Source organism: Psychrobacter sp. AOP5-GZ1-6 (genome assembly GCF_052376345.1).
Taxonomy (GTDB): Bacteria; Pseudomonadota; Gammaproteobacteria; order Pseudomonadales; family Moraxellaceae; genus Psychrobacter.
Genome location: NZ_JBQSVP010000167.1, coordinates 1 through 5,841, shown reverse-complemented (window position 1 = coordinate 5,841; position 5,841 = coordinate 1). Strand labels below are relative to the sequence as shown.

Here is a 5,841-nt window from a genome sequence, read left to right as displayed (position 1 = left end):
ACTTTGTTTATAAAGTCTTCAAAGAGCTTGGAAGCATCTAGAATCTTTGAAAGTCAGTAAAAGAGTCGTACTTTTCTAGTTGATCGTAATTAACAGATGATTTCGTTTTGTGAAGTACTTCCGTTAAATGTTTATGATCAATTTTACTCCTTTCTTTCAGGGCAAGTTTGGCCGCTTCATTGACCATATAATTAATATCGCTGGAAGTATAATGCGTCATTAACATAGCTATAGAGTCAACATCCAAACCCTTGTCTACAGGTCGTCCTTCCAAGAGAATCTCCAGCATCTCCTTACGAGTATCAAAATCAGGCAGAGGTATATAAACCGCCTTATCAACCCTACCAGTTCTTAGAATCGCTTTGTCTATTGCATCAGGCCTATTTGTAGCCATAATCGTAAGAATGCCTTTCTCACTACATTCTGTGAGCTGAGCGAGAAATTCATTAACCTCTGAAGAATAGTGTTGACCCATATGTGCACTATCACGACTTGGCATTACTGCATCAACCTCATCAATAAATATCACCGAAGGTGCCTTAAGGCTGGCTTCTAAAAATAGCTTACCAATCTTTTCTTGAGTGCCATGAACATAAACACTAGCCAAGTCAGAAGGCTTGATTTCAAAGAATGTATAACCCAATTCAGCAGCAAGTTGTTTTGCTATAAAAGTTTTGCCACAGCCAGGGGGACCATAAAATAACAAGCCGTTAAGTGGATCAATCCCATATTTCTTATAAGCCTGCTTATTTTTTAAAGGTTCTATAATATCAGTAATTAATAGCGACTTCAGATCCATCATCCCTGCTACTTTGTTTAGACCAACATGCTCACTCTTATTCTGTGATCCTTCTGATACCTTAAGCTTGATGTTTCTTGTCTCACTATTGGGTAGCTTAATATCGTCATAATAAGGAAACTCATAATACCGCTTTAAAAACAAATCTAGCTTTTTGCTAAACTCGTTCACTCCTATATTATTTAGAGCTTGAAAGACAATGCTTTTTAAATCGTCCGGTATGTGCTGAGAGTGAAAGGTTGATTGACTTAGAGGATTTGCATCTCGGTAAGAAAAGACCTGATACTCTACTGCTTTATAAGTAGCTGTCCATTCAATATCGTACTGCCAAGGTAAAAAACCAAACAAACACCTATACAGCAAAGTTGCTAATGAATAGTCCGTATTATGTTTCGCCTCTCTACTTTGATAAGCCAATGAGTAGCGAGGTATAGATGACTCTGTGTGTTTTATATAGCGGGTCAAGTCTAAAGGGAATATAGACACACCTCCCTTTTCATCTAAGTAATTTATAAAGATATCATTTGGAGTTAAAACTTGAGTGGAAGGCATGCCAGCATTTGACAATATATCAAAGCCTCCTCTAATAATTTTGCAAGCATCATACACTGCTACACTAATATCTCTATCTAACCGCTGTTTTAAAGACTCCCCATGAACAAAATCATGTATAAAGTAATACTGCGACTGCCCTTTCACCCGTAAAGTTTGCAACTCAGAGCAGCTCAGAATATTGTGGTGACCGTTTTTATCTAGCAAGCCTAGCGCTTCTTTTAGAGCTTCTACTTCCAAAATAGATGTACACTCAGACTTAATGAGCTTAAGATACTTAAGCTCATTTTTATTGGTTTTAACTCTATATGTTTCAGCTATATCATCTTCATATAGAAAAAAGTCGACGTGATAATGATCATCAATCAAATCACCACGAATAAACGCTGAATTAGTCATCTCATTACTTACGCAGCAGACTAGTATCAACGTTATTCATTTCAGCTCTACTTTCAGGTTCCATTAACCCAATAATGGTGACAACTGCATCTTGCAACTGTTCATGAGAAGGGTTTGTTTGTAATAAACGTTTCGCATGTTGAATACCTTTGAACGCAGTTTCACGATCAGTCCACTGAATATCATCAAACCCATAATCCATATATTCTAGGATACCAACCCAGAAACCAGTATCTTGCTGCCTTAGACTGAACGCCGTACTATTAATTTCTTTTGTAAGTTTTGCAGCGCTTTGTATATCTTGTTTAGATATAATCTGACGTGCTTGGGTTTCAAACTCAGTCAATAAAATACTAGTTCGCGCATTCCCTTTTTCATTATTAATATCACGCAAATCTTCAATAGCATCTTCAAGGTCAAGCTCTGCTTTAGGCCAAGCCCCTTGTTCTTGATATTCATCTAATTCAATTAATGTTTTAGTCAGACTTGTTTTAACTTTCTCTTTAGTATCACGATCAGCACTACGCTCATCAAGTAATCGCTCAGCTTCATCAAGCTCTTGTACTTTCTTATCCGCGTCTTTATTACCTGAATGTGATAGCTCCTGTGCTACTGTTCGTGCCTCATTAATTTCACGCTTCAATTGATTGGTAGAGATATCTGTTTTAATTTCTGAAGCTATTTGCTTTTCATAGGTTTCATCCAATGAAGGAAAGTACAATTCAAATTTCGCACGACGTGAAGAATCAATACTTAATGTAACTTCAACATCGCTACCTGACGGTAAGAATCCGGGCAAGTCTTCGCCTGATATACTAATCTCGCCAAAGCGCTTATTAAAAATTGCTTTCGAACCTTCTTTACCAAAATTAATCTCATAAGTTGGAATGGTTATAACGTCGTCTTTCACTCCTGGGCGAACATCCTGCATCGTCTTATATGTGCCTTTACCTTTAGCTGGCAGTGTTTTATTTTTCTCTAATCCCGCCAGCGGCCAAACACCTTGTTTAGCTACCAAGGTATCGTAAACCTCAATACCAATACTATAAGGTAAAGTCGCATTGGCTATTTTCAAACCTTGAATAATAGTAATGGTATTTGGCTGACAAGGAATTATCGTACCATCACTACTCGATAGCTTTAGCTCAAAGTGATTGGTTTTCCCCGTATTTAACTGCAATTCGATAATCTCAACATCATTATCTATAGCTAAACTACCTGAAGACCAAGCACCATCGGTACGTAGCACTTCTAAATTGAATGTCTCCGGCAATGCAGAGTCTGAGGCAGACCTATCAATCTTAACGCCTAGGTGTTCAGCTGTTTCAACAGTGGTCTCAGGGTACTTTAAGATAAGTTGAGCCTTTGTGGTATCACGCTTTTGCAGCTCTCTAGGAATATCTTTGGTTGAAGCAAATAAGGTCGCGCCTCTTGCAACAGCCGTCATAGGATCTATACTGGTATCGACCTTATCTGTAACTTGTTCCGCTAACATACGGCGTAGCGTTTGCTGGAACGTTGGACCGCCCACTAGAATAAGCGAGCTTAAGTCACTGGGCTCTAAATTATTACGTTTAATTAAGTCTTGGGTGATATCAATGGCTTGCTGGAATATAGGGGTTACTACTCTTTCGTATTGATCTAAAGTGATGGTAATATCAAATTCAATCTCCTCACCCTCATCATCATCACCTAAATTATCAATATACTCACTCCACTGATCACTTGATGATAGTTTTATTTTTGCCTGAGCTGCATATCCTTTTAATGCCTCTTGCAACAGGTCTTTCATAGCCGAACCTGAAATAGTTTCTTCAAGATTACACTGATTTTGAATCTCTGGTATAAACAGCTGATTCACTATAGCTGTATCCAAATCTTTACCACCAAGATGGTTATTGCCTGCGGAATCAACCACTTTCATGATGCCATCTTCTGTATGCATCAATGCCGCATCAAAAGTACCGCCACCAAAGTCAAATACCAGCCAATAACCTGATTGACTAGCTGGCTTGATGCCATAAGCAATTGAGGCCGCAATGGGCTCTTGTAATAGCTCACAATAGCTAAATCCCGCCAGCTCAGCAGCCCGCTGAGTAGCATCTAACTGACTTTGCTCAAACATAGCAGGTACTGTAATCACAGCAGAAGTGACACTTTCATCTCTGACATAGCCTTTTAGCTTTTTAAGCACCTCAGCAGAGAGCGCCTCTGCAGTATAACTTCTATCCATAAATGTAGATTCATAGTTATAGTTTGTGCCCATATTGCGCTTAAATTCTTGATAACCATTAGGTTTAGCAGCTTTACGCTGCTTAAAGTTTCGTATTGCCTCTTGCTCTATTGAGTTTTTTGCTTTATTTCCAACATACATCATTTTCTTTTTATTAAAAGAAATACAAGAAGGTGTTGTATCATTCTGCTCTTCACCAACTGATTTAATGATTACAGAGTCACCATCTTGCATGACTGCAATGGCAGAGTTGGTTGTGCCTAAATCAATACCAAAATCTACTTTTTGACGCATATCTACATTCCTATATTTTATTATTCATTAAGTTTTGTTCTAACCAACACTAACTTCAACATCAGCTTGTTGAATCAACTTATCATTGAAATTAACCTGAGGATAAACCACTCTAGTGATTATACTTTCATCTTCATCAAGCTCATCACTCGGTATAAATCGGGCTTTAACGGTCATCCCTTCAGTATAATTCATGCCCATATAATCAATAATCTCATAGCCATTATCTTCCAACTCCTCCTCTAACCTCTCAAGAGACTTGCTCAGAGACTTAAGCCCTTTGGTATCTGACCCCTGCCGTCAATCCCGTAGAATTAAACTTGGGAGATTTTAGTTACGCAGCTTGACGATAATAATCAAACCACACCTGTCTTGGCGATTGATAGTCCAAACCCTTTTGAATCCTCGTCTGATTGTAGTACAGCTCGATATAACTGATAATATCATTGATGGCTGTGAACCTTGTTTTATAGTCTTGATGATATACCAGCTCATTCTTTAATACGCCCCAGAAGCTTTCTATCGGAGCGTTATCGAAACAGTTGCCTTTGCCGCTCATTGAGCCTATGAATTGATGCTGCTTCATGGTCTTGTGGTAGGCGTGACTGCAATACTGGCTGCCTCTATCAGAATGCACAATTAGTCCCTTGCTTGGGCGTTTATTCTTAATTGCCATGTTAAGCGCACGACATACTAAATCTGCGGTCATGCGCTTGTTAATAGCGTAGCCGACAAGCTCTTTAGTGTATAAATCTTTGACTCCAGCTAAGTACAGCCAACCTTCGTTTGTCCAGATATAAGTAATATCGCTGACCCAAGACTCATTGGGACGCTTGGCGTCAAACTGCTGATTCAGCACGTTGTCATAGACCAGTTTATTGTGATTGGAATCAGTAGTGACTTTAAAGCGCTTATGACGACGGCACTTGATGCCGTGTTCCTCTTTAATACTTCTAACCATGTAGGGACTGATGTCATGGCCTTGATCACTTAGATGCGCATGTAGACGATCTACGCCATAACGCTCATATGTTTCAGTATGAGCGGCTTTGACTAGTAGCTCGCAGTGATTACGATGTATCTGCTGATCACTAATGTCACGACTTGACCAGTCATAGTAACTTGATGATTTAACCTTTAATACACGGCACATAGTTGTGATGCTAAATATCTGCTGATTGTCTTTGATAAAAGCGTACTTTACTAGCTGTGCTTGGCGAAGTACGCCGTCGCCTTTTTTAATATCTCGCGCTCCTCCTCAGCAACTTTAAGCTGGCGCTTTAGCCGTTTTACTTCTTCAAGGGCGCTCATAAGATCAGGATCGTATTGTTCAGTGCCCACAAGCTTGCCCTGATTGGCTTTATTCTGCCAGTTAGATAAGGTTTGCATGGCGATCCCGAGCTGCTTTGCAGTAGCTGAAATATTGCCATTATTATCCGCTATCTTCTTGACAGCTTCTGCTTTAAATTCTGTGCTGTAAGTTCTAACTTTCTTGGTCATGGTAAACTCCTCGTTGAGTCGTTAGTTTACCAAGTTTACTTGTACGGTTTCTTCAGCATAGCTC

4 protein-coding genes are annotated in these 5,841 nt (G+C 39.3%); all 4 read right to left on the bottom strand.

All coding sequences use genetic code 11. The features are described from left to right. Positions 1 to 37: 37 nt before the first annotated feature. On the bottom strand, positions 38 to 1,750 hold the full coding sequence (locus ACT3RN_RS14155; protein WP_444518736.1) for an ATP-binding protein: 1,713 nt from the start codon (positions 1,748 to 1,750) through the stop codon (positions 38 to 40). Positions 1,751 to 1,754: 4 nt separating this feature from the next. Continuing rightward, positions 1,755 to 4,277, bottom strand: a complete 2,523-nt coding sequence (locus ACT3RN_RS14150; protein WP_444518735.1) for an Hsp70 family protein — start codon at positions 4,275 to 4,277, stop codon at positions 1,755 to 1,757. Positions 4,278 to 4,316: 39 nt separating this feature from the next. Then, a complete protein-coding gene (locus tag ACT3RN_RS14145; protein ID WP_444518734.1) occupies positions 4,317 to 4,511 on the bottom strand; it encodes a hypothetical protein in 195 nt (64 codons plus the stop codon). 100 nt (positions 4,512 to 4,611) lie between these two features. Further along, a protein-coding gene (locus tag ACT3RN_RS14140) for an IS3 family transposase (protein ID WP_444518733.1) occupies positions 4,612 to 5,777 on the bottom strand; the annotation gives its coding sequence in 2 pieces (ribosomal slippage) (positions 4,612 to 5,519 and positions 5,519 to 5,777; 1,167 coding nt in all). Positions 5,778 to 5,841 lie beyond the last annotated feature (64 nt).